This is a genomic window from Microbacterium paulum, from assembly GCF_015707995.1.
Classification (GTDB): Bacteria; Actinomycetota; Actinomycetes; order Actinomycetales; family Microbacteriaceae; genus Microbacterium; species Microbacterium paulum.
Window position 1 is genome coordinate 1 of the sequence record NZ_JAAGRY010000024.1, and the last position, 23,994, is coordinate 23,994.

Consider the following 23,994-nt stretch of genomic DNA (forward strand, 5'->3'; position numbering starts at 1 on the left):
CGTGCCCACGGCCCTGTCGCCCGTGAGCCGCTCGCCGCCGAGCCGTCCGCGCTGCCGTGCGTGGCCGCGCCGCGCGCCGCGAACGCGTGCAGCACGAGGGCCGCCTCTGCGAACGTGCGCTCGGATGCCTCGGCGAAGGCCAGGTCGTCGAAGACGCGCGCGATGAGCCCGGTGTCGAGGTCGCCGGCAGCGACCTCGGGGCGTTCGAGCAGCAGCTTCAGAAAGGTGAGGTTGGTCTCGAACCCGAAGATCGCGGTGTCGTCGATGGCGGTGATGAGGCGGCGCCGTGCCTCATCGCGGGTCGGTGCCCACGCGATGATCTTCGCGAGCATCGGGTCGTAGTCGGTTGACACGTCGAGTCCGTCCTCGAGGGCGGAATCGACCCGGATGCCGTCGCCGGCGGGATGCACGACGCGCTCGATGTGCCCACCGGTCGGCAGGAACCCGGTCCGGGGATCTTCGGCGTACACGCGCACCTCGATCGCGTGACCGTTCAGGTGTACGTCGACTTGAGTGATGCCGAGCGGTTCGCCCGCCGCAATCCGCAACTGCTCGGCCACGAGGTCGAGCCCGGTGATCATCTCGGTGACGGGGTGCTCGACCTGCAGGCGCGTGTTCATCTCCATGAAGAAGAAGTCGCCGGGGCTGTCGCCGGGCACGATGAACTCTACGGTGCCGGCGCCGACGTAGCCGACGCTGCGCGCGGTCTCGCAGGCGGCTTCGCCGATGCGGGCGCGGGTCGCGTCGTCGAGGAGCGGCGACGGGGCCTCTTCGACGACCTTCTGGTGTCGCCGCTGCAGCGAGCACTCGCGCTCGCCGAGGTGGATGACGGTGCCGTGCTGATCGGCAAGGATCTGCACCTCGATGTGCCGCGGCGAGGTGACGTAGCGTTCGAGGAAGAGGGTGTCGTCGCCGAAGGATGCCGCGGCCTCGCGCCGCGCCGCGGCGACCGCCGCGGCGAGCCCCGACGGGTCGTCGACGACGTGCATGCCCTTGCCGCCGCCGCCTGCGGACGGCTTGATCAGCACGGGGAAGCCGACCTCCGACGCCCCCGCGATCAGCTCGTCGTCGGTCAGGCCCGGGCGGGCGAGGCCCGGAACGGTGCGCACGCCGCGCGCTTCGACGGTCTGCTTGGCCGAGATCTTGTCGCCCATCACCTCGATCGCCTCGGGCGACGGCCCGATGAAGACGATGCCGGCGTCGGCGCACGCGCGGGCGAACTCGGCGTTCTCGGCGAGGAACCCGAACCCCGGGTGGATCGCCTGCGCGCCGGTGCGGTGCGCGGCATCCAGCACCCGCTCGATCGACAGGTAGCTCTCGCTCGCGGCGGCGGGCCCGAGGCGTACGGCTTCGTCGGCGAGGCGCACGTGCACGGCTCCGGCGTCGGCGTCGCTGTAGACGGCGACCGAGCGGATGCCGAGGCGGCGGAGCGTGCGGATGATCCGCACCGCGATCTCGCCGCGGTTGGCGATGAGGACTTTCTCGATGCGGGGGGAGGCGGTGGTCGTCATGGGGATCACATCCGGAAGACGCCGTAGCCGACGCCCTCCATCGGGGCGCGCGAGACGACATCGAGCGCGAGGCCGAGCACGTCGCGGGTCTGCGCCGGTTCGATCACGCCGTCGTCCCACAGGCGCTCCGTCGAATAGTAGGGGCTTCCCTGTTCTTCGTACTGCGCGCGGATGGGCGCTTCGAAGGCCGCTCTGTCGTCGTCGGACCAGGGGGTGCCCGCGGCATCCAACTGCTCCCCGCGTACCGTCGAGAGCACGGATGCCGCTTGCGGACCGCCCATCACCGACACGCGGGCACCCGGCCACAGCCACAGGAACCGCGGCGAATAGGCCCGCCCACACATCGAGTAGGTGCCGGCGCCGAACGACCCACCGACGACGACGGTGAGCTTCGGCACGCGCGCGCACGCGACGGCGTTCACCATCTTGGCGCCCTGCTTGGCGATGCCGCCGTGCTCGTACTCGCGCCCCACCATGAACCCGGTGATGTTCTGCAGGAACAGCAGCGGGATGCCGCGCTGGTCGCACAACTCGATGAAATGCGCGCCCTTCAGCGCCGATTCGGCGAACAGCACCCCGTTGTTGGCGACGATGCCGACCGGGTGCCCGTGGAGGTGCGCGAAGCCCGTCACGAGGGTGTCGCCGTACTCGCGCTTGAACTCGGTGAACCGGCTGCCGTCGACGAGGCGCGCGATGATCTCGCGGGCGTCGTAGGGGGTGGTCAGCTCGACCGGTACGACGTCGTAGAGGGTGTCGGCGTCGTGCAGCGGCGCATCACCGGGGTCGAGGTCGTAGGGGAGCGGCGCGGGGCGGGGGAGGGTATCGACGATGTCGCGCACGAGCTGCAGGGCGTGCGCGTCGTTCTCGGCGAGGTGATCGGTGACGCCCGAGATGCGGGAATGCGTGACGCCGCCGCCGAGCTCCTCGGCCGTCACGACCTCGCCGGTCGCCGCCTTCACGAGCGGCGGCCCGCCGAGGAAGATCGTGCCCTGGTTCCGCACGATGACCGTCTCGTCGCTCATCGCGGGGACGTACGCCCCGCCCGCGGTGGACGAGCCCATGACGGCCGAGATCTGAGCGATGCCGGCGCGCGACATGCGCGCCTGGTTGTAGAAGATGCGCCCGAAGTGGTCGCGATCGGGGAACACCTCGTCCTGCATCGGCAGGAACGCGCCGCCCGAGTCGACGAGGTAGATGCAGGGCAGACGGTTCTCGGCGGCGACCTCTTGCGCGCGCAGGTGCTTCTTCACCGTCATTGGGTAGTAGGTGCCGCCCTTGACGGTCGCGTCGTTGGCGACCACCATGACGTGCCGCCCGTGTACGAGTCCGATGCCGGCGACGACCCCGGCGGCGGGCGCGTCGCCGCCGTAGAGGCCGTCGGCGGCGAGCGGGGCGAGCTCGAGGAACGGGCTGCCCCGGTCGAGCAGGGTGTCGATGCGGTCACGGGCGAGCAGCTTTCCCCGCGCCACGTGCCGCAGACGGGATGACTCGGGCCCGCCTGCGGCGACGCGTGCGCGCCGGGCACGCAGGTCGTCGACGAGCGCGCGGTAGTCGGTGCGCGGGGGCGGGGCGGTCGCCATGACAATCCTCCGTTGGATTATCGCTCGGTAACTGAAACCTCAGGTTACTGCACGTTAACCGAAACGTCCATGGCGGAGGTGCGTCAACATCCGTCGGAGCCGAGGGGCTGGTGGTGCCCTGTGGGCACCGCCAGACGCCACCTGCACCGCCGGTCCGACGGATGGTGACCCCCCCGCGGGATCACCGGGTGATCACCGGGCGATCACCGGGTGATCACCGGGCGATCACAACCCCACCGCGGCCATGCCCGCCGCGTCGTAGCGGTCGCCGGCGACCCCGACCGTCGCCGCGAGCGCGTCGAGCTCGGCGACGTCGTGGGCCGAGAGCCGCACCGCGGTCGCGGCGGCGTTCTCGTCGACCCGCTCCCGGCGGCGGGTGCCCGGAATCGGCACGATGAACGGCTGCTGGGCCAGCAGCCAGGCGAGGGCGATCTGACCAGGAGTCGCGTCGCGTGCGTCGGCCAGAGCCCGCACCCGATCGACGAGCACCTGGTTGGCGCGGAGGTTCTCGGGCGTGAAGCGCGGCACGCGCGCGCGGATCTCTCCGGCGGCGAACTGCGCATCGGCGGAGACGGTACCGGTGAGAAACCCCTTGCCGAGGGGCGAGAACGGCACGAACCCGATCCCGAGCGCGGCGCACGTCGGCAGCACCTCGGGCTCGGGGTCGCGCGTCCACAGCGAATACTCGCTCTGCACGGCCGTGACCGGCTGCACCGCGTGCGCGCGGCGGATCGTCGCCGCGGATGCCTCGGAGAGCCCGAAGTGGCGCACCTTGCCCTCGGCGATCAGTTCGCCCACGGTGCCGGCGACGTCTTCGATCGGCACCGCCGGGTCGACCCGGTGCTGGTAGAACAGGTCGATCGTCTCGATGCCGAGGCGGCGGAGCGAGGCATCCGCCACTTCGCGAATGTGCGACGGTCGCGAATCGGTGCCCGCCATCGCGGTGCCCTCGATGCGGAAACCGAACTTCGTCGCGACGACGACATGGTCGCGCACGGGCGCAATCGCTTCGCCGACGAGCCGCTCGTTGTCGAAGGGGCCGTAGACCTCGGCCGTGTCGATGAAGGTGACGCCCCGGTCGATCGCGTGCCGCAGCACGCCGATCATGTCGGCGCGGTCTCCGGGGTTCGGGCCATAGCTCATCGACATGCCCATGGCGCCGAGCCCGACGGCCGACACCGCGAGGCCCCGCCCGGGGCCGAGTCCCTCGCCGAGAATGCGCGTGTGCATCACGCCTCCCCGGGGGTGTCGCGAGGGAAGGACAAAGCGGAGTGGGTCATGAGAGGTCCTTTCGTCAGACCGTCGAACGTGTCGCCAGTCAACGCCTCGCGGCGCGCCCGCGACAGTGCGCGCCGTGCCCGGTAATGACAGGCCCTCCCACCGCGCCCGGCGGCGGCGTAGCGTCGAGGCATGGATCATCGCAGCGAAGTGCGGGAGTTCCTCTCGACCCGGCGCGCCCGCCTCACGCCCGAGCGGGCGGGCCTTCCCGCCTGGTCGGCCGGCGGTCACCGCCGCGTGCCGGGGCTACGCCGCGAAGAGGTGGCGCTGCTGGCAGGCGTGAGCGTCGACTACTACACGCGGCTCGAGCGCGGCGATCTCTCCGGAGCCTCCGACAGCGTGCTCGACGCGCTCGCCCGCGGGCTGCAACTCGACGAGGCCGAGACCGCGCACCTGTTCGACCTTGCCCGCACCGCGAACGCGTCGCCCGGCGCCCGCAGGCCCCGTGCCAAGACGGATGCCGTGCGTCCGAGCATCCAGCGTCTTCTGGATGCCATGACGGATGCCCCGGCGATCTTGCGCAACAACTATTTCGACTACGTCGCCGCGAACGCGCTCGGCCGTGCGCTCTATTCACCGGTGTTCGGCGACCCGGCACCGAACAGTGCGCGCTTCGCCTTTCTCGACCCCGCGGCGCGCGACTTCTACCCCGAGTGGGACAAGAACACGCAAGACCTCGTCGCCACGATGCGTGGCGAGGCGGGGCGGAACCCCTTCGACCGTCGCCTCACCGACCTGGTGGGCGAGTTGTCGACCCGGTCGGAGCGCTTTCGCACCCTGTGGGCGGCGCACAACGTGCGCTATCACCGCAGCGGCGTCAAACGGCTGCACCACCCGCTCGTCGGAGAGATGGAACTCACCTACGAGGCCTTCGAGCTGCCCGCCGACCCGGGGCTTACCCTCTCGACCTACACCGCCGAACCCGGCTCGCCGTCGGCCGACGCGCTGCGCATGCTCGCCAGCTGGGCCGCGACCACCGATCTGCCCTCGCCGCGCGCCGCGGCGCCTACCGAGCGGGCGTAGGGGCGGGGCGGGCCGGGTCAGCGGGGTCTGCCGGAGCCGGCGCTAGGTCAGGCGCTCGCTCACGACGCGCGCGGCCGCTGTGGCGTCGAGGCGGTGCATGACCGATTCGGGCATGCCGAGCAACTCGGCGCCCGCCAGCTCGCTCGCGAGGCGCTCGGCCGCCGCCGAGAGCATCGGGAAGGTCTGCTCGCCGCAGAGGATCGTCACCGGTGCTGGGATGGCGAGCATGTCGGGCGTCGGCGTCGACAGATCGCGCGTGAGCGTGGCGTCGTACACGGTCGATCGCGCGAGGGGGAGGAGTGTCTCGAACAGCGGACTCTGCCGGATCTGGGCGATCACGTCGTCGGGTAGCCCCACGCCCTCGCGTTGGAAGAGCATCACGGCGTCGGCCGCCCGCCCCTCGTCGACGGCGGCCTGCAGTCGGTCGACGAAGTCGGGTGCGGGATCGCCCTCGCCGAAGTGGAACGGCGGCTCGGAGAGGAAGAGGTGTCGCACGGGGGTGCCGAGCGATGCCGCGAACAGCGCCAGCACCGCGCCCGACGAATGGCCGAGCACGGCAGACTCGGCGCCTGTCGAGGCGATCACGGCGGCGAGGTCTTCGGCCTCGCGCTGCGGCGTGAAGGGTGGAGTGTCGCCGCTCTCGCCGCGCGCGCGGCGGTCGTAGGTGACGGCGCGGAAGCCCCCTTCGGCGAGGGCGTGCGCGAGTCCCTCCGCATCGTGCGCCGTCGAGAACGCCCCGTTGACGATGACGACGGGATCGCCGGCGCCCGTCTCGAAGACCGCGATCGGAGTGCCGTCGGCAGAGGTGACTTGTCGCATGAGGTGATGAAACCAGGGGCATCCGACACAGGCAAGAGGCCCGCCGAGCCGCCGCGGCGGCGTAGCGTGAAGGCATGAGCCTCGACGCCGAAGAACTCTCTCGGACCCGCGCGGAACTCGCGGCGAATCTCGCCCGCACGAGCCTCACCCGCGCCGAGGTGGCGGCCGATCTCGCATTCGATGAGGCGCGCCTCGACGCGGCGCTGAACGCCACGGAATCGGGTGATCCGTCAGACGTGTGGCTGCTGCGCGATTGTCTCGAGCACGCCGTGCGCGACGCCGGCGGTGAGCCGGTGCCGTTCACCGTGCTCACGACCCAGAGCCGGCGCATGGCCGAACGCTGGTTCGCGCCGCGCGCCGCCCCGCGCCACGATTTCAGCGTGTGACGAGGGCGCCCCGGCATCTGCGCTGAAGCTGTCGGGGTGTCTGGCGCCGGCCGCGCGGCGGAACGCGGCTTCTCGCCGTCAGCGGACGCGACGGCGGGAGTCGAAACTGCGGTCGCGCGGATTTCGGTGCTGCTGGGAAAGCGTGGAATCACGCGGGGTGGTTCTCGCTGTACTCTGTGAGGCGTTGCGGGAGTCTCTGCCGCAGGTTCTGGTCGGTGATGATCAGGTCTATGTCGTGGCTGATCTCGCCGCCGACGCGCGCGTTCGTCGCCCACCCTCCGATAAGGATCGAGGGCTCGAGGTCGTACCCGAGCGAGTCCAGCAGAGCACGAAGGCGGCCCTCATCGTCCGCTCCGAGAATCGTCATCGCACGTCACCTTCCTGATCCCACTCGCGGTCCCGCACGAAGCTGTCGCGCAAGGCGTTCCGAAACTCGGATGACTGCCACCCCGGAGTCGCGAAGAGATCGGCATACGTCTGAGCAAGACTCGAGAACCCGCTCCAGGTCTTCGCCGCACGCTTGTCCATCGACAGCACGCGTACCTCCCTGCCGGCGGGCAGGGAGGTGAGATTCACGGACGCGGGCAGGTACACGATGTGTTCGTTGAAGTCCGCGACGGCTCGGCCTTTCAGGATCGCGTTCGCCGCATCAGCGCCGCCGAGCGCGTAGGGGCCCAGCTTCGAGTCGAGAACCGGACCGATGCCTTCGCGCGTCGTCCAGGCGAGGGTGTCGCGCTCGAGGTTGCGCCACGCGCACAGCATCGTCAGGAGCTTGTCGATGCTGACGACCGCGAGCCCGCCCCGGCTGTACCGATCGATCGTCCCGTTGCTCTCCAGGCGCTCAAGAGCAAGGTAGGCGGTTGTGCTCGGCACGCCCGCTTCGTAGGCGAGGTCGGCGACGTTCCGCCAGGTCCGCTGCCCTTCGAGCGCACGATCTGCGAGAGCACGCCAGACCAGCTCGTTGCCCTTCATCGCGCTCCTCGGTTTCCAGGTATTCCTGCGATCATCGTTACGGGATTACATGTAAGCACGATTACAGGAAAATCGGAAGACGTGATCCACGTGACGAGAACGCGAACTGGGCGTCGTGGTCAAGGTGTGTCCATCTGGTGTCCGGATGGTCGTCACCGAAGAGGAGCAAAGCGGCCACGATCCTTTGAAACAATTGGGATCGCGGCCTTTCGTGAAGAGACGCGACTGGACGTCGGCGCGCCGGCCGTGTTCGCCTTCCGACGCACCCTCGGCGCCCAGCGCCTGCTGGTGATCGCGAACCTGTCCTCGTCGGCGGTGACCCCGCACCTCCCCGAAGCCGAGCGCGACTATTGGCGCGACGAGCGTCCGATCTTGAACAACGTGGTCGGCGAGGATCGTGCCGATGCCGCCCTGAGTCCGTGGGAGGCGAAGGTGTACGCCCGCTGACGTCGCTCCGGCGGGGACCAGCTCACCGGGTATGCCCCCGACGACGCCGGGCGGTGCCGCGCGCCGATGCGCGGGAACCGCCCGGCCGTTCGAGCGGGACTCGACCAGCCGATTCATGACATAGATGCGACTAGTATCTATGTCATGAATACGTTGGAAAGCGACATCGCCGCAAGCTCGACCCGCGCGGTCGACACGCGCTCCGCGGCGGAGATTGCTTATCAGGTCGTCAAGCAGCGGATTCTGGACGGAGAGCTGCCCGGTGGGTCGATGGTCAGCGAGGGCTCGATCGCCGAGTCGCTCGGGATGAGCCGCACGCCCGTGCGTGAGGCATTCTTGAGCCTGCAGGCCGAGGGGTGGATGCGGCTGTATCCCAAACGCGGGGCCCTCATCGCCGAAGCCCAGCCGCACGAACTCGAAGACGTCGTCGACGCCCGCGTGCTCATCGAGACGGATTCCGTGCGCCGAGTCGGTCGCGACAGCGAGCGGGCGCAGGGCCTCGTGGCCATCCTCACCGCCATCATCGAGCGGCAACGCGCGGCCTTCGTCGAGCAGGATCTCGACGGACTCGCCGAAGCCGACACCGCCTTCCACGCCGCCATCGTGGAGGCGGGTGAGAATGCCCTGCTGGGCGGGTTCTTCGCGACGCTGCGGGACCGTCAACGACGGATGGTCACGCGCTCGCTCTGGCGGCGAGAGGATCGCACCCCACAGGTGCTCGCCGACCATGAGCTGCTCGCACGCCTCATCGGCGATCGTGACCCGGATGCCTTCGAGGTGGCGCTCGCGCGGCACATCCGCAACACGCACCGGGATCTGCTGTCGTGAGCGCAACCGCCGAGGTTCCGACCGTCGCTGCCGCGCCCCGCGCTGCCGCGCCGTGGCTGAGCGTGGGCGCCGCGCTGTTCGCCGTCGCGTGGGGAGGGAACGAGTTCACCCCGTTGCTGGTCATGTACCGCCAGATCGACCACATGAGCGCGCTGACGGTCAACGTCCTGCTCGGTGCCTACGTGCTCGGCATCGTACCCGCGCTGCTGCTGGGCGGTCCGCTCTCGGACCGCTACGGCCGGCGCCCGCTCTTCGTGCCGGCACCGCTGATCGCCGTGGCCGGCAGCGCTCTGCTGGCGGTCGGCGCGGCTTCGGCGCCCCTGCTGTTCGCCGGCCGGGTGCTCTCGGGCGTTGCCCTGGGCCTGGTGATGGCTGTGGGGACCAGCTGGGTCAAGGAGCTCTCCGAGGCGCCGTTCGAACTCGACAGCGCCGACGGCCGCGGCGCGTCGCGTGCCGCGCTCGCGCTGACGTCGGGCTTCGCGCTCGGCGCCGGCGTCGCCGCCGCGCTCGCGCAGTTCGGACCGTTGCCGGCGGCATCCCCCTACGTCGTGCACATCGCCATCACCCTGGCCGCCTTCTTCGTGCTGCTGCAGGCGCCCGAGACCCGCCGGCGCCGCCGGGACGCCGCGCCGCTGCTCGATGACCTGCGCATACCGACCGCAATGGACCGGCGGTTCCTGCTGGTTGTCGTACCCATGGCGCCGTGGGTGTTCGGCACTGCCGCCAGCGCCTACGCCATCCTGCCGGGGCTGATGATGTCGCAGGTGCCGGGCCTGGAGGTGGGGATCTCGGGCCTGCTGTGCGTGGTCGCTCTCGGCTGCGGCGTCGCCGTGCAGAAGCTCGCCGCCCGGGTCGACTCGCCGCGCTCCGCGCGCGGCGTCGTCGCCGCGCTGGCGGTGACCGTCCCCGCGATGTGCCTGGCCGCCGTCGCCGTCGGCCTGCACTCGCTGCCCTGGGCGTTCGTCGCGGCCGCCGCGCTGGGCACCGCCTACGGCATGCTGCTGGTCGGCGGTCTGCGCGAGATCCAGCGCATCGCAGGACCCGACGACCTCGCGGGGCTCACCGCCGTGTACTACTCGCTGACCTATCTGGGCTTCTTCATCCCGGCCATCCTGGCGGCGCTCGGCGCGTGGATCACGTATTCTGCGATGTTCCTCGCGGGCTCCCTGATCGCAGCCCTCAGCCTCGGCGTGGTCGCCATGAGCGGGCGTCGCCACCTGCCGACCGGCTGACACCAGTGATCGCGGGGCAATGTCTCTGCGGGCCTCGGCGATCAACCCTCGGCATCCTGCCCGGCTCGGTCGAGGATCCGGTCGGCGACGACAACGGGCCGGGTACGTAAACCTATCCGACCGGCAGCTTCGACCTGACGGGCCTGGATGTGTATCGGGACGGCGACCTCGTCCGATTCGTCGTGGCGACGGGTGGCGAGATCCACAATCCCTGGGGTGGCTCGGGCATGAGCACGCAGCGGGTCAACATCTACGTGCGCGACGGCTCATCGGCAGCGGTGACGCCCATGCTGCCCGGTACGAACACCTTCACAGAGGGCGCGTGGACGTACGCGATCGTTGCGGACGGCCGGTACGCGGATGCCGCGTTCGGCGGCGGTGTCTACGACGCCGACCACCGGCGCGTCGGCGCTGTCACCCTCGACGTCGACCCGAGCGGGTCGATCGTCGCCACCGTACCGGCTGCAGTCTTCGGGGGGAGCGACCTGGCCGCGACCGGGTACCAGGTGGCCATGTTCAGCGACGCAGAGGACGGCGAAGGCGTGGGCAACGTGCGCCCCATTTACAGCGCACAGTGCGCGCAGGGCATCGAGTGCCCGGACTTCGTCGGTCCCTTCCGCGGCGGCGGTGGAGCCGGAAGCTTCACCGACCAGGACCCCTCGCGAGACACCGACACGTCCGACTCGAACGCGTTCGATCTGTTTACGGGAGCGAGGTCGCAGGCCGAGGTCATGGACTGGACGCGCGGTCCGGTGATCGCTCCCTACCTCGCGCTGGAACGTGCCGCCGACCCCGGTACCGATCCGGGCACGGACCCCGGGACCGATCCGGGCCCGGACCCGGGGGCCGATCCGGGTACGTTCCCGACGATCGCCATCGCGGGCGGAACCGTCGCAGCCGGCGGCAAGTTGACGGTGACCGGCGCGGGCTTCGCACCGACCGAGTCGTTGCAGGTGACGCTGCACTCCGATCCCGTGGACCTCGCCCTGGCGGCATCCGACGCCTGGGGCGCATTCTCGACCGTCGTCACCGTCCCTCGCGACACGCCACCGGGCGCGCACCGCATCGAGGTGCGGGGAGCGGCATCCGGCTCGGCATGGGCGAACCTCACCGTGACGGCGGCCGCCGCACCGACCGGAACGCTCGCCGTCACCGGCGCCGACGTGCCGATCCTGCTACTGACGGCGCTCGCTCTGCTGGCACTCGTGGCCGGTGCCGCACTGCGCCACGTCCGCTCGCGTCTGGAACGCCATCGGCCGTAGATCCACGGCGCAATACGGATCGCTGTGCTCGGAGTGTGTCCAATTGGCGTCCAGGCGGTTATCGTCGGGCGGAGCCAAGTGGCCGCGATCCCCTGAAAACATTGGGATCGCGTGCGTTCGCGAATGGACGCGACGGCGGGAGTCGAACCCGCAACGCAACCGGGTATGAACCGGTGCCCGGGACCACCCGGATCGCCGCGATGCCCATTGCGGGGCTTTCCCCGAAGCAGTGCTCCGGGGAGTGCAGCCACCGTAACCCGAGCCTGCGACATACGCCTCGGATGTGACGAGGGGTTGCGGTGTGCGACGCACTGTGACGCACCTCGGCATCCATCGCGCGCCTGCGCGCGGGGCGCCGTCAGAAGGTGCTGTCGAACGCGCCCTGCCTCGTCGAGACGATGTCTTTGCCGAGCGGCATGAGCGAGATCGGGATCATCTTGAAGTCGGCGATCGCCATCGGGATGCCGATGATCGTGATGCACAGGGCGATGCCGCTCGCGAGGTGGCCGAGCGCCAGCCACCATCCGGCGAAGATCACCCACACGACGTTCCCGAGGAAGGAGCCCACGCCCGCCGTCGGCTTGGAGACGATCGTGCGCCCGAACGGCCAGATGACGTAACCCGCCGTGCGGAACGACGCGATCGCCCACGGGATCGTGATGATCGGGATGCACAGCAGCACGCCGGCGAGCACGTAGCCGAGGAAGAGCCAGAACCCAGCGAAGACGATCCAGATGATGTTGAGCAGGGTGCGCATGGTTCCATTCTCGCGCGGTCGGCGAGGGTGCGCTGTGCGCGGCGCCGGGGCGGCCGTGTCGGCGGGCCGACCTAGACTTGACGGGACATGCCAGAGCCCATCAAACCCGTGATCGTCGGCGCCTCGCGAACCCCCGCCCTGGGCGGCGGCCCGGGTGCGCCGCGCGCCGACGACGACCTGCTCGCGGGCCTCAACGAGCCGCAGCGCGAGGCGGTCACCTACCGGGGGCCGGCCCTGCTCATCGTCGCGGGCGCCGGCTCGGGCAAGACGAGCGTGCTCACCCGCCGCATCGCGTCGCTGCTGCGCTCGCGCGAGGCCTGGCCGAGCCAGATCCTCGCGATCACCTTCACCAACAAGGCCGCGGGAGAGATGCGTGAGCGCGTGCGCGGCCTCATCGGCGACGTCGCCCAGGGCATGTGGATCTCGACGTTCCACTCCGCGTGCGTGCGCATCCTCCGCCGCGAGGCCGAGCATTTCGGCTTCACCAAGAACTTCACGATCTACGACTCCGGCGACTCGCGCGCGCTCATCAAACGCCTCGTCAAGGACCACGGCGCCGACGCGTTCGGGTTCACCCCGGCATCCGTTCAGGGGCGCATTTCGAAGCTCAAGAACGAGTTGGCGGATGCCGAGTCGTTCGCCCGCACGGCGAACCTCAGCGACCCCGCCGAGCGTGTCTTCGCCGAGGTGTTCGCCGACTATCAGCGTGCGCTGCAACGCGCGAACGCCTTCGACTTCGACGACCTCATCGGGCAGACCGTCTATCTCTTCCGCGCGTTCCCGAACGTCGCCGACACCTACCGCAAACGGTTCCGGCACATCCTCGTCGACGAGTACCAAGACACCAACCACGCGCAGTACGCGCTCATCCACGAACTCACCCGCCCGCCCGGCTCCGACGCCTCGGTGCACGAGACGGGCATGATGATCTTCGATGCGCCGACCGAAGAGGCGGCCTCTCTCACGGTGGTCGGCGACTCCGACCAGTCGATCTACGCGTTCCGCGGCGCCGACATCCGCAACATCACCGAGTTCGAGCGCGACTACCCGGGCGCGAAGGTCGTGCTGCTCGAGCAGAACTACCGGTCGACGCAGACCATCCTCGACGCCGCGAACGCCGTCATCGGCAACAACTTCGACCGCAAAGACAAGAAGCTCTGGACCGATGTCGGCCTGGGCGACCCCATCATCGGGTTCACCGGCTATTCGCAGCACGACGAGGCCCAGTTCGTCGCCGACGAGGTCGAGGCCCTCCACCGCGCCGACATCCCGTACAGCGAGATGGCCGTCTTCTACCGCACCAACTCGCAGTCGCGTGCACTCGAAGAGATCTTCATCCGCGCGGCGGTGCCCTACAAGATCATGGGCGGCACCAAGTTCTACGACCGCGCCGAGATCAAAGACGCCATGGCGTATCTCATCGCCGTCGCGAACCCCGCCGACGAGCTGAGCGTGCGCCGCATCCTCAACCGCCCCCGCCGCGGCATCGGCGACGTCACCGAAACCTCGATCGCGCGTTACGCCGCCGACGAGGGCATCACGTTCCGCGACGCGCTCGCGAACCCGTCGGCGCTCGGCGTGGGACCGAAAATCCAGCAGGCCATCGCGCATCTCGATGCGGTGCTCGCCGAGGCATCCGCCATCATGCTGCCGGCCTCGGGCGAAGTCGCGCCGCCCACCGCGGTCACCGAGGGTCTCAACGTGCTGCTGAACAAGTCGGGCTACCTCGACACGCTTCGCCGCTCGAAAGACCCGCAAGACGAGGCGCGCGTCGAGAACCTCGACGAACTCGTCGCCGTCACGCGCGAGTTCGCGCGGAACAACCCCGAAGGCACCCTGCTCGACTTTCTCACCGAGGTCGCGCTCGTCTCAGACGCCGACGACCTCGACGACACCTCGGGGTCGGTCTCGCTCATGACGATGCACACCGCGAAGGGTCTCGAGTTCGACGCCGTGTTCGTCACGGGTGTCGAAGAAGACCTGATCCCTCACCGGATCTCGGCGGGCGAACCGGGCGGCCCGCAAGAGGAGCGGCGCCTCTTCTACGTCGCCCTGACCCGGGCGCGCAAGAAGCTGCATGTCTCGCTCGCGATGACCCGCGCGCAGTTCGGCGAAGTCTCGGCGGCCCTGCCGAGCCGCTTTCTGCAAGAGATCCCGCACGAACTCATCGACTGGCGCCAATCGCCGGGCGACGTGAACTCGCGCGGCGGCATGCAGTCGCGCGCGCTCAACGCACGGCCCGGTGGCGGCCGCGGCGGATTCGGCGGATCGGGAGGCTCGCGCTACGGCGACGATCTCGTGCCCCTGCCGCGCCGCGAGAAGCCGGCGGGTGACATCACCAAGTTCGCCAACCGCATCCCCGCGAAGGTGCGCGACAACGGCGACCTCGAGCTCGCGCCCGGCGACCGCATCCGCCACGACGACTTCGGCGAAGGCCGGGTCGACCTGGTGACCGGCGAGGGCGCCAAGCGCGTCGCGCACGTGCGGTTCGACACGGCGGGCCCGAAGAAGCTCCTCATCAAGATCGCGCCCATCGCGAAGCTCTGACCCGGCCCCGCCCGGCTACGCTCGAACGCATGGCATTGTTCTCGCGTCGCGACAAGAGCGACCGGCCCACCCCTGAGCCCGCCGCGCCCGCGGCCGACGAGACGGGCGGCGTCGATGCGACGGATGCCGAGGCATCCGTCGCGGCTTCCGCCGACTCTGCACCCGCTGGCGTCGTATCCGCCGATGCCCCGGACACGGAGGCTCCCGCGGAAGCGGCGCCGGCCGCTCCGGTGCCGCACGTCTCGATCTCGGTGAACACGTTCGGCCACGGCGCCGAGACGGCCCGCCCGCTCGACAGCGCCCTCGCCGCGGCATCCGGCGACAGCGAAGCCCCGGCGGCGCCCGCATCCACGCGACCCGCCGCCACCGCGCCCGCCGCGACCGAGGCCATCCCCGGGCTCGCCGACAACGTGCTGCTGCAGGCGGCGCTCGCCGCGCTCCCCGACGAGCCGCAGAGCGCCGACATCATGAACGTCATGCGGCAGGCGCTGCAGGGGCAGCTGTACCTGCGCGCGCAGGGCGACGCACAGGCGCTGATCGCGGCCGGTCAGGGACTCAACCTCGCGGTCACGACCTACCAGGACAAGCGCTTTCTGCTGGTGTTCAGCGGCGGCGACCCCATGCGGCAGAGCGTCGCCGCCGAGGCCGCCGCAGCGGTCGTCGACTCGGCCACGTCGGTCGTCGGCCAGGCGGCGCACAACGTATTCCGCACGGCCGTCGACTCGGGCTACGACGGGGTCTACCTCGACCACGCCAACGTCGGCGCGCGGCTCGTGCTGCCGATCGAACTCGTGCAGAAAGCGCTCGACGAGGGCGCTCCCGTCCCGTTCGAGCTGAAGGCGCTGCTCTCGGGCGAACGCACCGAGGCGACCGCCGCGGCGGTCGCCGAGGCCCTCACCCGAGTGCCGGTGTGGGTCGCGGGCGGCAAAGATCCGTCGGGCGCGATCGGACTCGCCGAGGCGCGCACGCAGACCGGCGAGCGCCGCATCGAGGTCTACAGCCACCCGCTCGAGGTCATCGCGATGGGTCGCGGCAACAGCCCGCTGGCGCTCACGCCGGCGCAGCTGGGCGCGACCCTGGCATCCGAACCCGCCCTCACGGGCATCGTGGTTGACCCCGCCGGCCCGTGGATCGAACTCGACCGCGACGTGCTCGCCCCCGTCATCGCCCTCGCCGGCTGAACGCCCCGGGTCACCCCGCGCCGCGGAGCCGCGCCCGCGGCATCCACCCCGTGCGGCATCCGCCCCGTGAGGCGGATGCTGCGTGCCGCGCGGCACGAACTCCGCAGGATCTCGCGTACTCCGCACGCCTCCACCAGAATCCTGCGGAGTACGCGACATTCTGCGGACTTGGCATCCCGCGCTCGCGCCCGACGGGCCCCTGTCGCAGCGCCCGCGACGCGCCTAAGGTGAGCCCATGGCGTCGGAGCGCATCACCCTGACCGTGGCGGGGCCGGGCGGAGACCGCGAGGTGTCGCTGTCGAGCCCGAACCGCGTGATCTGGCCCGAGCTCGGCATCACGAAGCACGAGCTCGCCGAGTACGTGATCGCCGTGGCCGGGCCGTTTCTGCGGGCCAACGGGCACCGCCCCGTGTCGCTCGAGCGCTACCCCGACACGGTCGAGGGCGAGAGCTTCTTCTCGAAGAACCCGCCCCGCGGCGCGCCCGACTACGTGCACGAGGTGATGTGCACGTACAACAGCGGTCGCCGGCATCCACAGGTCGTGCTCGACGAGGCCGCCGCGATCGTCTGGGCGGTGCAGATGAATACGGTCGTCTTCCACCCGTGGGCCTCGCTCGCGGCCGACACCGACAACCCCGTCGAGCTGCGCATCGACCTCGATCCCCAACCCGGCACAGACTTCGCGGATGCCGCGGCGGTCGCCCCGGCGCTGCGTGACGTGCTCCGAGAGGCGGGCCTCGAGGCGTGGCTGAAGACGAGCGGAAACCGTGGCATCCACGTGTTCTGCCCGATCGAGCCGACCCACGAGTTCCTCGACGTGCGACACGCCGTCATCGCGGCGGGGCGCGAGCTCGAACGGCGCATGCCCGACCGCGTCACGACGAACTGGTGGAAAGAGGAGCGCGGCGTCCGCATCTTCATCGACTTCAATCAGGCCAACCGCGACCGCACGATGGCGGGTGCGTACAGTCCGCGCGCCCTCGCGGCGGCGACCGTCGCGACCCCGATCACGTGGGACGAGCTCGCCGCGGGCGTCGACCCGACCGCGTTCACCGTGCGCACGGTGCCGCAGCGTCTCGCCGAGATCGGTGACCCGTGGGCCGATCTGCAGGCACGCCCAGGGCGCATCGACACCCTGCTGGAGTGGTGGCAGCGCGACCTCGACGCCGGGCTCGGTGAGCTGCCGTTCCCGCCCGAGTTCCCGAAGATGCCCGGCGAGCCGCCCCGCGTGCAGCCGAGCCGCGCCAAGAAGGCCGACGACCAGTAGCCGCCGCGGCAGGGTCAGCGCTGACGGCGCAGCGACTCGGGCTCGCGCCCTTCGATCATCGCCTTCTCGTCGGCCCGGTGCTTGGGGCGCGCCCAGCGGGCGGGCGTCGTCGGACCGTCCCACACCTGCACGATGCCCCACGCCACGGCGGTCAGCGGCACGGCGAGCACCGCGCCGACGATGCCGCCGAGGAACGTGCCCGCCGTCAGCACGATCAGCACGACGAAGGGGTGCAGCTTCATCGAGCGGCCCATCAGCACGGGCTGCAGGAAGTTGCCCTCGAGCTGGTTGACGAGCACCACGACACCGACCACGAGAAGCGCCACGACCCACCCGTTCGTGACGAGCGCGACGAGCGCGGCGAGGGTGCCGGCGAGCGTCGCACCCACGAACGGGATGAACGCGAGCAGGAACGTCAGCACCGCCAGCGGGAACGCGAGCGGCACCTGCAGAATGAGCAGACCGATGAGGATGCCGATGGCGTCGACCGCGGCGACGGCGGCCGTGCCGCGCACGTACGAGCCCAGGGTCGTCACCGTCTTGTCGCCCACGCGCATCGCGCGCTCGTAGCTCGTGCCCTCGAAGGGGCGCAGGAGGAACGCCCACATCTGCGGGCCGTCCTTCAAGAAGAAGAACAGGATGACGACCATCAGGATGAACCCCGTGATGAAGCTCGCCACCGCGCTCACCCCGGCGATCGCGCCCGAACCGAACTGTGCGCTCGTGACGAAGTCGCCGAGCGCTGAGAGCCACTCGTCGATCTGCGACTGATCGATGCTGATCGGCAGCGTCGCCACCCACGCCATGAGGTCTTGGAACCCCGCCTGCGCCTGCGCGTACAGGTCATCCCACTGATTGCGTACGGCATTCACGATCAGCCAGCCCACCGCCGTCAGCAGCACCACGATCGTGAGCAGCGTCAGGATCGTCGCCCACAGCGACGGCATGCCCTTGCGGCGCAGCCAGCGCATGACGGGCGCGAAGGCGGATGCCAGGATCAGCGCGAGCAGCAACGGAATCACCACGACGGTCAGCTGACCGATGCCGATCATGACCGCCGCGATGAGGAGCACCGCCAGCAGGATCTGCAGCGCGCGGATCGCGAACGTGCCGAGGCCGTCGGCCCACAGGCTCCACGGTTTACCGGTCGCGGCCGCGGTCACCCGCAGCGGCGTGCCGGCATCGGACACCTGGACGGACGTGGGGGCGGAGGCTCGGAACAGTCCCATGCCTCGACGGTAGGGGACGCGGGCCGCTCGCCGCGAAGCCTTGACAGGCGCGCCGCGATCAGCGTCGTGATCAGGGCCGCGACCACTCCCGCTCGGTGAGCACGCGCGACACGGTGAGCCCGATCGCGAGCGCCACCACCACGAACACCGCCGTGAAGCCGTTCTGGATCGCTGAGAGCGTGTCGCCCGAGATGACCCCCGTGATCGCCCGGTAGGCCGCGGCCCCGGGCACCATGATGAGCACAGCCGGCACCGTCAGGGTCACGCGCGCCGCGCGCAGCCGGTCGCCGACCAGGAACGCCCCGAACCCCACGACGAGGGCCGCCGCCGAGGCCGCGAGGGGAGGGGTGGTCCCGGCATCCACCATCGCCAACCGGCCGACGTTCGCGATCGCGCCGAGCGCCGCCGCCGTGAGGGCGATGGCGCCGGGGGTGTCGAACAGCACCGCGAAGCCGAGCACGCCGACGAATCCGGCGAGCAGGCGCACGACCGACAGCAGCGGCTCGTCGAACAGCGGGGTGGCCGTCTGGGTGACGGTCGCGTGGAAGAGCGATCCGATGCCCCAGACCGCGGTTCCCGTCGCGAGCAGCACGAGCGTCGCGTAGACGACCCGCGACACACCCGCGTTCAGGTCGAGGCGGGCGAGGTCGAGTGCCCCCGTGACGAGCGGGAACCCGGGCACGAGGTAGAGCACGGCGCTCGTCACCGCCGCGTCGTGCTGGCCGCCCGGCACGCCCGCCGCCGCGAGCAGCCCCGCCGCGGCGAGGTAGAGAAGGAGCGCGGTCATGGCCGAGAGGAACACCACGAGGAACTCGTTCGTGCGGAGCCGGCCGATGCGCATGCGCACGAACTGTCCGGCGCCGGCGGCGATGCCGACGGCGACGAACTCTTGCCAGCCGCCGTTGTTCAGCAGGGCGAACGCGGCGCACGCGAGGCCCGCACCGAGCACGCGCACGATCTCGGGGTAGCGCCGCGGGCGCGACTCGATCGCGTCGAGCTGGCGCTGCAACTCGGTCGCCGGGGTGCCCGGTCGAAGCTCGCTGGTGAGCCGCTTGAGGGCGGTGAGCCGGTCGGCGTCGATCGCGGGGCGGCGGATCTCGGCGACCCGTGTGCGGAACATCTGCCCGCGGCTCGTGGTCGCGACGATGTCGGTCATGCCCACGCGCGTGTGCAGGTGCTCGATGCCGACGGCGTGCGCGGCGCGCTCCATGCTGTCGCGCACCCGCGCCGACGACGCGCCTGCGCCGAGCATGAGCGCGCCCAGGCGCATCACCGCGTCGGTGCGCGCGATGAAGTGCACCGGCTCGAGCCGCAGTTCGTCGGTCAACGCCCACTCGGCGACCCCGCCCCCCGTTCCGCCGTCGGGGGCGGGCGGGTCGGCGGGCTCTCCCTGGGCGGGCGGGTCGGCGGGCTCGGACATGTCTTGATCCTGACACCGCATCGCCCGTCTGCGCACCCGAACCGGGCCGTGCTTTTTCACGGCTGGGCGCAGGCCCCCGCGCCTGCGCGCGGGTTTAGCGTCAGAGTCAGAAAGAACGGGCCCCGCCCGCTTTCGCACCTCGGGCCCGCATGGCCGGCCGCCGGAGTCCGGCGCCGATGCGGGCCCGATCTGCGTCTGCGGGCGGCTCGGGCGCCCGGCTCGGGCGTGCGGGCGGTGTTGAAAACCTGCTGGGTGTGACGGGTGTGGCCGCATCGTTGCTCGCGAGGTGCTTTGCGCCCCGGGCAGCAGGCGTTCGCGACGCGCGGCCCTCGGGCCGGGCGCCGCGGGGCCGGGGGCGGGGTCAGTCGAGGACGTCGGCGAGGTCGTAGGCGGCGACCGTCTCGAGCTGGTCGAACGTGCACGAGCGGGCGTCGCGGTCGGGGCGCCAGCGCTCGAACTGCACGGTATGCCGAAAGCGATCGCCCTCGAGCTGGTCGTAGCGCACCTCGAGCACGCGTTCCGGCCGCAGCCGCACGAAACTCGTGTCTTTGCCCGCCGGAGTGAACCGCGAGCGCTCGCCGTCGCCGTGCACCGCCGCGCCCGTGTCGTCGTGCACGACGAGCGGGGCGAGCTCGTCGACGAGCGCGAGGCGGCGTGCGTCGCTGAACGCCGAGACACCGCCCACCTGACGCAGCACGCCATCCGAGTCGTAGAGGCCGACGAGCAGCGACCCGACCCCCGCGCCGCTTTTGTGCACGCGATCGCCGAGGGTCACCACGTCGGCCGTGCGCACGTGCTTGATCTTGAGCATGGTGCGCTTGCCCGGGGCGTAGGGCTGGGCGAGCGGCTTGGCGACGACGCCGTCGAGCCCCGCGCCCTCGAACTGCGCGAGCCACTCCGCGGCGAGTGCCGGGTCGGTGGTCGTGCGGGTGAGGTGCAGCGGCGACGGAGTGCCGGGCGCGAGACGGATGCCGCGCAGCACCGCCTCGAGCTGGGCGCGGCGCTCGGCGAACGGCTCGGGTGTGAGGTCGCGCTCGCCGCGGGCGAGCAGGTCGAAGGCGACGAACTGGGCGGGGTCGGTGCGGCTGAGCAGCTGCACGCGAGAGTCGGCGGGGTGGATGCGCTGCGACAGGGCCTCCCACGACAGTCGCGCGGCACCGCCGCCCGCGGGGGCCGTCGCGACGACGATCTCGCCGTCGAGCAGACACGGCTCGGGCAGCAGCGCCGCGAAGGCCTGCACCAGCTCGGGGAAATACCGCGTGAGCGGCTTGGCGCCGCGCGATCCGATCACGACCTCGCTGCCGTCCCACGAGACGAGGGCGCGAAAGCCGTCCCACTTGGGTTCGAACGAGAGTCCGCCGGGGGTCTTCGCCGGGTCGGGGATGGCCGGCACGGCCTTGGCCAGCATCGGCGCGGGGATCTCGTAGACCATGGCATCCATCCTGGCCCGACTGTGCGAGGCGGGGGAGAGGGTGAGTCGACCGGTGACTGCGGACGAAGAAGAGAAGCCGATGCGGTGAGACTCAGTTTCATTTAGGCTGGGCTTTAGTCTCACCCGGGTGCGCTGCCCGGCCCGTCTCACCGAGGAGCCCGCCATGGCCACCGACTACCAGCCGCCCGTCGCCGACTACGCCTTCCTCTATGGCGAGGCGTTCGGCACCGACATCGTCGCGCGCGCGACCGGCGGCGAGCTCACCGCCGACGACGGCGTCGACATCATCGCGGGCGCGGGCGAGTTCGCCGCCTCGGTGCTCGCTCCCCTCGAGCAGGTCGGCGACCGCGAGGGTGCCCGCCTCGAAGGCGGCCAGGTGCACCTGCCGGACGGGTTCGCCGAGGCATACGCGGCGTTCGTCGAGGCCGGCTGGGTCACCGCCGAAGCTCCCGTGTCGGCGGGCGGCGACGGACTGCCCGGGTCGATCCGCGCCGGGCTCGGCGAGATCTGGAACGCCTCGAACGCCGCCTTCGCGCTGTGCTGGCTGCTGAGCGCCGGGCAGATCCATGCCCTGGATGCCGCGGCGTCGGACGAACTCCGCGAGACGTACCTCACCAAGCTCGTGAGCGGCGAGTGGACCGGCACGATGAACCTGACCGAGCCGGGAGCGGGCACCGACCTCGGCGCGATCCGCACGATCGCGACGCCGCGCGGCGACGGCTCGTGGTCGATCAAGGGCCAGAAGATCTTCATCACGTGGGGTGACCACGACGTCGCCGAGAACATCGTGCACCTCGTGCTCGCGCGCACGCCGGACGCTCCCGAGGGTGCGAAGGGGCTGTCGCTGTTCGTGGCGCCGAAGTACCTGGTGAACGCCGACGGCTCGCTCGGCGAGCGCAACGGGGTCGAGACCGTCGCGATCGAGCACAAGCTGGGCATCCACGGGTCGCCCACCTGCGTGCTCTCGTACGAAGACGCCACCGGCTACCTCGTCGGTGAGGTCGGCGGGGGACTGGCCGGCATGTTCGTCATGATGAACTCCGCGCGCATCGGCATGGGCTTCCAGGCGACCGGCATCGCCGACCGTGCGCTGCAGCAGGCCGAGGCATATGCCGCCGATCGTATGCAGGGTCGCGTGCTCGAGCGCGGGGCCGACGCGCCGATCGCCGAGCACCCCGATGTGCGTCGCCTGCTGCTGTCGATCCGCAGCGACGTGTTCGCGATGCGGGCGCTGGGTGTCTACGTCGGCGACCTGTTCGACCGCGCCGAGGCATCGGGCGACCCGGCCGACCTCGCGCTCGCCGAGTTCTTCGTGCCGATCCTCAAGGGCTGGGCGACCGAAGACGCAGTGGCTCTCACGAGCGACGCGATCCAGGTGCACGGCGGCATGGGTTTCATCGAAGAGACCGGTGCCGCGCAGCACTATCGCGACGCGCGCATCATGCCGATCTACGAGGGCACGACCGCGATCCAGTCGAACGACCTCATCGGGCGCAAGGTGATCCGGAACGGCGGAGCCACCGCTGAGGCGCTCTTCACCCAGATCGAGAGCACCGTCGCCGACCTTCGCGCGGCGGGGGGAGAGGTCGCCGCGCGCACCGCCGACCGCCTCGAGCGCGCCGTCGCCTCGGCCCGCCGGGCCACCGCCGACCTGATCGGGTTCGCCGGGTCGCTGCGCGACGCGCACGCCGTCAGCGTGCCGTACCTGACGCTGCTGGGGGTGCTCGCGGGCGGATGGATGCACGGACTCGCCGTCACCGCGGTCGCCGCCCACACCGAGGCGCACGAGGGTGACGAGGCGCGCCGCACGCTCGCCGACTTCTACGGCGCGCACCACCTGCCCCGCGTGCACGCGCTCGCCGAGACGGTCGCGTCGGGCGAGACGCGCTGACGCGCGGGGACCGGCCTGTCGACGCCGATGCGCTGACGCGCTGACGCGTCGGCGGATCGACCTGCCGCCGGCGACGCCCTGACGTGCGGCCGGGCTACCCCTGACTGCGCCTGGTAGAGTGCATACCGACCAGACGGTTTGCACTCGACGAGGAGTCATCATGACGGATGCCACGGCACGCTTCACCGACACGGTGACGATCGTCACGGGGTCGAGCCGGGGCATCGGCCTTGCCATCGCCCGCCGCATCGTCGCCGAGGGCGGCCACGTCGTGCTCACCGGCCGGCGGCGCGAGCCGCTCGAGGCCGCGGTCGCCGATCTCGGCGAGGCGGCCACGGGCATCGCCGGCGCAGCCGACGACGCAGACCACCGCGCCGCGGTGTTCGCCCACGTCGCCGAGCGGCACGGCCGCCTCGACCACCTCGTCAACAACACCGGGATCAACCCCGTGTACGGGTCGCTCGCCGACCTCGATGTCGACGCCGCCCGCAAGATCCTCGACGTCAATGTGCTCGCGACCCTCGCCTGGTCGCGCGACGCGGTCGCCGCGGGCCTGCGCCGCTCGATCGTCAACATCGCGTCGGTGGCGGGGCTCGGCGCGAGCCCGGGCATCGGTCTCTACGGGGTGTCGAAGGCGGCGGTCATCAACCTCACGGCGCAGCTCGCCTACGAGCTCGCCGAGACACGGGGCATCCGTGTCAACGCCGTCGCGCCCGCGGTCATCAAGACCGCCTTCGCGCGCGCCCTGTACGAGGGGCACGAAGAGCAGGCGGCGCAGGCGTATCCGCTCCGACGCCTCGGCGAGCCCGACGACGTCGCCGGCCCCGTCGCGTTCCTGCTCTCTGACGACGCCGCCTGGGTGACCGGGCAGACCCTCGCGATCGACGGCGGCGCGGGTATCAAGCCCCTGCTGTGACGTCGGGGCGCCCGCC

22 protein-coding genes and 1 tRNA gene are annotated in these 23,994 nt (G+C 70.9%); 11 read left to right on the forward strand and 12 right to left on the reverse strand.

The window, feature by feature from the left end:
• The 3 genes from G3N18_RS07405 to G3N18_RS07415 all read right to left on the reverse strand — a co-directional run.
• The coding region (locus tag G3N18_RS07405) for an acetyl-CoA carboxylase biotin carboxylase subunit (protein ID WP_196383662.1) at positions 1 to 1,511 on the reverse strand (1,511 nt) is incomplete at its 3' end.
• A 5-nt stretch (positions 1,512 to 1,516) separates the two neighbouring features.
• A complete protein-coding gene (locus G3N18_RS07410) occupies positions 1,517 to 3,091 on the reverse strand; it encodes a carboxyl transferase domain-containing protein (protein ID WP_196383663.1) in 1,575 nt (524 codons plus the stop codon).
• A 225-nt stretch (positions 3,092 to 3,316) separates the two neighbouring features.
• Positions 3,317 to 4,321, reverse strand: a complete 1,005-nt coding sequence (locus tag G3N18_RS07415; protein ID WP_196383664.1) for an aldo/keto reductase — start codon at positions 4,319 to 4,321, stop codon at positions 3,317 to 3,319.
• A 180-nt stretch (positions 4,322 to 4,501) separates the two neighbouring features.
• Here G3N18_RS07415 and G3N18_RS07420 point away from each other — a divergent pair, with 180 nt between their 5' ends.
• Positions 4,502 to 5,392 (forward strand): helix-turn-helix transcriptional regulator, encoded by an 891-nt coding sequence (locus tag G3N18_RS07420; RefSeq protein WP_196383665.1) that lies wholly within the window; start codon positions 4,502 to 4,504, stop codon positions 5,390 to 5,392.
• 42 nt (positions 5,393 to 5,434) lie between these two features.
• On the opposite strand, the gene G3N18_RS07425 is transcribed toward G3N18_RS07420, so the two are convergent.
• The gene (locus tag G3N18_RS07425) at positions 5,435 to 6,211 is read right to left on the reverse strand and encodes an alpha/beta fold hydrolase (RefSeq protein ID WP_196383666.1); all 777 of its coding nucleotides are present in this window, start codon (positions 6,209 to 6,211) and stop codon (positions 5,435 to 5,437) included.
• Between the two features lie 74 nt (positions 6,212 to 6,285).
• Here G3N18_RS07425 and G3N18_RS07430 point away from each other — a divergent pair, with 74 nt between their 5' ends.
• Positions 6,286 to 6,597 (forward strand): DUF2316 family protein, encoded by a 312-nt coding sequence (locus G3N18_RS07430; RefSeq protein ID WP_196383667.1) that lies wholly within the window; start codon positions 6,286 to 6,288, stop codon positions 6,595 to 6,597.
• A 148-nt stretch (positions 6,598 to 6,745) separates the two neighbouring features.
• Here G3N18_RS07430 and G3N18_RS07435 read toward each other — a convergent pair whose 3' ends face one another.
• Positions 6,746 to 6,964 carry a hypothetical protein gene (locus G3N18_RS07435; RefSeq protein ID WP_230403981.1) on the reverse strand — a complete coding sequence of 73 codons (219 nt, stop codon included), beginning with the start codon at positions 6,962 to 6,964 and terminating at the stop codon, positions 6,746 to 6,748.
• Positions 6,961 to 7,569 carry a hypothetical protein gene (locus tag G3N18_RS07440; protein ID WP_196383668.1) on the reverse strand — a complete coding sequence of 203 codons (609 nt, stop codon included), beginning with the start codon at positions 7,567 to 7,569 and terminating at the stop codon, positions 6,961 to 6,963. Before G3N18_RS07440 ends, G3N18_RS07435 begins: the two co-directional genes overlap by 4 nt.
• A 246-nt stretch (positions 7,570 to 7,815) precedes the next feature.
• Between G3N18_RS07440 and G3N18_RS07445 the strand changes: the two genes are divergently transcribed.
• The 3 genes from G3N18_RS07445 to G3N18_RS07455 all read left to right on the forward strand — a co-directional run bounded on the left by G3N18_RS07445 (position 7,816) and on the right by G3N18_RS07455 (position 10,076).
• Complete coding sequence (locus G3N18_RS07445) at positions 7,816 to 8,016, forward strand: hypothetical protein (protein WP_196383669.1); 201 nt, start codon at positions 7,816 to 7,818, stop codon at positions 8,014 to 8,016.
• 144 nt (positions 8,017 to 8,160) lie between these two features.
• A complete protein-coding gene (locus tag G3N18_RS07450) occupies positions 8,161 to 8,844 on the forward strand; it encodes a GntR family transcriptional regulator (RefSeq protein ID WP_147049667.1) in 684 nt (227 codons plus the stop codon).
• Positions 8,841 to 10,076 (forward strand): MFS transporter, encoded by a 1,236-nt coding sequence (locus G3N18_RS07455; protein WP_196383670.1) that lies wholly within the window; start codon positions 8,841 to 8,843, stop codon positions 10,074 to 10,076. The genes G3N18_RS07450 and G3N18_RS07455 overlap by 4 nt, the downstream gene beginning before the upstream one ends.
• A 41-nt stretch (positions 10,077 to 10,117) precedes the next feature.
• Here G3N18_RS07455 and G3N18_RS07460 read toward each other — a convergent pair whose 3' ends face one another.
• Positions 10,118 to 10,282 (reverse strand): hypothetical protein, encoded by a 165-nt coding sequence (locus G3N18_RS07460; RefSeq protein ID WP_196383695.1) that lies wholly within the window; start codon positions 10,280 to 10,282, stop codon positions 10,118 to 10,120.
• Between G3N18_RS07460 and G3N18_RS07465 the strand changes: the two genes are divergently transcribed.
• Positions 10,226 to 11,338, forward strand: a complete 1,113-nt coding sequence (locus tag G3N18_RS07465; protein ID WP_196383671.1) for a glucodextranase DOMON-like domain-containing protein — start codon at positions 10,226 to 10,228, stop codon at positions 11,336 to 11,338. The two genes, G3N18_RS07460 and G3N18_RS07465, sit on opposite strands and share 57 nt — an antisense overlap.
• Before the next feature lie 124 nt (positions 11,339 to 11,462).
• Here G3N18_RS07465 and G3N18_RS07470 read toward each other — a convergent pair.
• Positions 11,463 to 11,538 (reverse strand) — tRNA-Met (locus G3N18_RS07470).
• Between the two features lie 158 nt (positions 11,539 to 11,696).
• Entirely contained in the window at positions 11,697 to 12,095 is a 399-nt protein-coding gene (locus G3N18_RS07475; protein WP_196383672.1) for a YccF domain-containing protein, read from the reverse strand.
• An 87-nt stretch (positions 12,096 to 12,182) separates the two neighbouring features.
• Here G3N18_RS07475 and G3N18_RS07480 point away from each other — a divergent pair, with 87 nt between their 5' ends.
• The 3 genes from G3N18_RS07480 to ligD all read left to right on the forward strand — a co-directional run bounded on the left by G3N18_RS07480 (position 12,183) and on the right by ligD (position 17,090).
• Positions 12,183 to 14,642 carry an ATP-dependent helicase gene (locus G3N18_RS07480; RefSeq protein ID WP_196383673.1) on the forward strand — a complete coding sequence of 820 codons (2,460 nt, stop codon included), beginning with the start codon at positions 12,183 to 12,185 and terminating at the stop codon, positions 14,640 to 14,642.
• A 29-nt stretch (positions 14,643 to 14,671) separates the two neighbouring features.
• Positions 14,672 to 15,823, forward strand: a complete 1,152-nt coding sequence (locus G3N18_RS07485; RefSeq protein WP_196383674.1) for an SseB family protein — start codon at positions 14,672 to 14,674, stop codon at positions 15,821 to 15,823.
• A gap of 235 nt (positions 15,824 to 16,058) precedes the next feature.
• The gene (gene ligD, locus G3N18_RS07490; protein ID WP_196383675.1) at positions 16,059 to 17,090 is read left to right on the forward strand and encodes a non-homologous end-joining DNA ligase; all 1,032 of its coding nucleotides are present in this window, start codon (positions 16,059 to 16,061) and stop codon (positions 17,088 to 17,090) included.
• Positions 17,091 to 17,104: 14 nt separating this feature from the next.
• On the opposite strand, the gene G3N18_RS07495 is transcribed toward ligD, so the two are convergent.
• From G3N18_RS07495 to G3N18_RS07505, 3 genes are all read right to left on the reverse strand, one after another.
• The gene (locus tag G3N18_RS07495) at positions 17,105 to 18,319 is read right to left on the reverse strand and encodes an AI-2E family transporter (protein ID WP_196383676.1); all 1,215 of its coding nucleotides are present in this window, start codon (positions 18,317 to 18,319) and stop codon (positions 17,105 to 17,107) included.
• A 70-nt stretch (positions 18,320 to 18,389) separates the two neighbouring features.
• On the reverse strand, positions 18,390 to 19,739 hold the full coding sequence (locus G3N18_RS07500; RefSeq protein WP_230403982.1) for a threonine/serine exporter family protein: 1,350 nt from the start codon (positions 19,737 to 19,739) through the stop codon (positions 18,390 to 18,392).
• A gap of 361 nt (positions 19,740 to 20,100) precedes the next feature.
• Positions 20,101 to 21,171, reverse strand: coding sequence for an ATP-dependent DNA ligase (locus G3N18_RS07505; protein WP_196383677.1), 1,071 nt, complete (start codon positions 21,169 to 21,171; stop codon positions 20,101 to 20,103).
• 163 nt (positions 21,172 to 21,334) lie between these two features.
• Here G3N18_RS07505 and G3N18_RS07510 point away from each other — a divergent pair, with 163 nt between their 5' ends.
• On the forward strand, positions 21,335 to 23,062 hold the full coding sequence (locus tag G3N18_RS07510) for an acyl-CoA dehydrogenase family protein (RefSeq protein WP_196383678.1): 1,728 nt from the start codon (positions 21,335 to 21,337) through the stop codon (positions 23,060 to 23,062).
• A gap of 160 nt (positions 23,063 to 23,222) precedes the next feature.
• Positions 23,223 to 23,978, forward strand: a complete 756-nt coding sequence (locus G3N18_RS07515) for an SDR family oxidoreductase (RefSeq protein WP_196383679.1) — start codon at positions 23,223 to 23,225, stop codon at positions 23,976 to 23,978.
• Positions 23,979 to 23,994: the final 16 nt, after the last annotated feature.

What these genes read in the sequence shown, in the direction of transcription:
- G3N18_RS07495 (WP_196383676.1), bottom strand. Translation starts at nt 18,319, where the DNA reads ATGGGACTGTTCCGAGCCTCCGCCCCCACGTCCGTCCAGGTGTCCGAT.
- G3N18_RS07485 (WP_196383674.1), top strand. Translation starts at nt 14,672, where the DNA reads ATGGCATTGTTCTCGCGTCGCGACAAGAGCGACCGGCCCACCCCTGAG.
- G3N18_RS07420 (WP_196383665.1), top strand. Translation starts at nt 4,502, where the DNA reads ATGGATCATCGCAGCGAAGTGCGGGAGTTCCTCTCGACCCGGCGCGCC.
- G3N18_RS07500 (WP_230403982.1), bottom strand. Translation starts at nt 19,739, where the DNA reads ATGTCCGAGCCCGCCGACCCGCCCGCCCAGGGAGAGCCCGCCGACCCG.
- G3N18_RS07425 (WP_196383666.1), bottom strand. Translation starts at nt 6,211, where the DNA reads ATGCGACAAGTCACCTCTGCCGACGGCACTCCGATCGCGGTCTTCGAG.
- G3N18_RS07480 (WP_196383673.1), top strand. Translation starts at nt 12,183, where the DNA reads ATGCCAGAGCCCATCAAACCCGTGATCGTCGGCGCCTCGCGAACCCCC.
- G3N18_RS07435 (WP_230403981.1), bottom strand. Translation starts at nt 6,964, where the DNA reads ATGACGATTCTCGGAGCGGACGATGAGGGCCGCCTTCGTGCTCTGCTG.
- G3N18_RS07440 (WP_196383668.1), bottom strand. Translation starts at nt 7,569, where the DNA reads ATGAAGGGCAACGAGCTGGTCTGGCGTGCTCTCGCAGATCGTGCGCTC.
- G3N18_RS07450 (WP_147049667.1), top strand. Translation starts at nt 8,161, where the DNA reads ATGAATACGTTGGAAAGCGACATCGCCGCAAGCTCGACCCGCGCGGTC.
- G3N18_RS07410 (WP_196383663.1), bottom strand. Translation starts at nt 3,091, where the DNA reads ATGGCGACCGCCCCGCCCCCGCGCACCGACTACCGCGCGCTCGTCGAC.
- G3N18_RS07475 (WP_196383672.1), bottom strand. Translation starts at nt 12,095, where the DNA reads ATGCGCACCCTGCTCAACATCATCTGGATCGTCTTCGCTGGGTTCTGG.
- G3N18_RS07510 (WP_196383678.1), top strand. Translation starts at nt 21,335, where the DNA reads ATGGCCACCGACTACCAGCCGCCCGTCGCCGACTACGCCTTCCTCTAT.
- G3N18_RS07430 (WP_196383667.1), top strand. Translation starts at nt 6,286, where the DNA reads ATGAGCCTCGACGCCGAAGAACTCTCTCGGACCCGCGCGGAACTCGCG.
- G3N18_RS07515 (WP_196383679.1), top strand. Translation starts at nt 23,223, where the DNA reads ATGACGGATGCCACGGCACGCTTCACCGACACGGTGACGATCGTCACG.
- ligD (WP_196383675.1), top strand. Translation starts at nt 16,059, where the DNA reads ATGGCGTCGGAGCGCATCACCCTGACCGTGGCGGGGCCGGGCGGAGAC.
- G3N18_RS07415 (WP_196383664.1), bottom strand. Translation starts at nt 4,321, where the DNA reads ATGCACACGCGCATTCTCGGCGAGGGACTCGGCCCCGGGCGGGGCCTC.
- G3N18_RS07505 (WP_196383677.1), bottom strand. Translation starts at nt 21,171, where the DNA reads ATGGTCTACGAGATCCCCGCGCCGATGCTGGCCAAGGCCGTGCCGGCC.